Below are 644 nucleotides of genomic sequence, written 5' to 3'. Positions count from 1 at the left end.
CAATGAGCTCGTTGTCGTCGTTGGTCGCATCGCGGAGGAACTGGCGCCATGTCGGGCAGTCCGTGCCCAGAGGGGCAGGCGCCACGGCCGTGATGCGCGTCATCATGTCGCACGGCATGGCTGCTCGGACGCGGCCGGTGCGCAGATCCACGACACCGCCCGGGGTAGCGAGAAGATAGGCATCACGATCCCAATCTTCCGCCGTCACCGCGAGCGCCCGGTCGCGCTGCGCGAACCTCTCCACCCCGCCGGCAAACGATGCCTTGCCCGTGATCGCCTGCGTCTTGAAATCTGCGGTGGCGTTTGCCTCTGCCGCGATCTGGCGCGCGAAGCTGAAGCCCGCATGCTTCTGGTCCTGCCGCCAGAAGGTTCCGGTCCATTCGTACCAGGCACCGGTACTGTGGCAGTAGCGAAGGCGATCGCAGTACCGGGCGACGAAGGCGACAGCCACCCCATGCTCTGTGAGCAGGATATCGCCATGGATGGCGTCGCCTGCGGCTTTCCACGCGCGCCGAAGTTCACGGCCGCCATTTGCCAGACCCTTCTCCTGCTTCCATGCAGCAGCGTCAGCATCGACATCGAGGGCCGAGACGAAATCCTCGAAGATTCCTCCTGCACGGTGCGTCGCACCTGCAATCCTGAAG

General features: G+C 64.9%; 1 pseudogene. It reads right to left on the bottom strand.

The window, feature by feature from the left end:
- Positions 1-451: pseudogene (locus AC1DWF_RS35520) on the bottom strand (phage/plasmid primase, P4 family); the annotation flags it as partial.
- Between the last annotated feature and the right edge of the window lie 193 nt (positions 452-644).

The organism is Aminobacter sp. P4_D5 (assembly GCF_056401815.1).
Note: the sequence above shows the minus strand (reverse complement) of the source record. Positions and strands in the feature narration are given on the sequence as shown.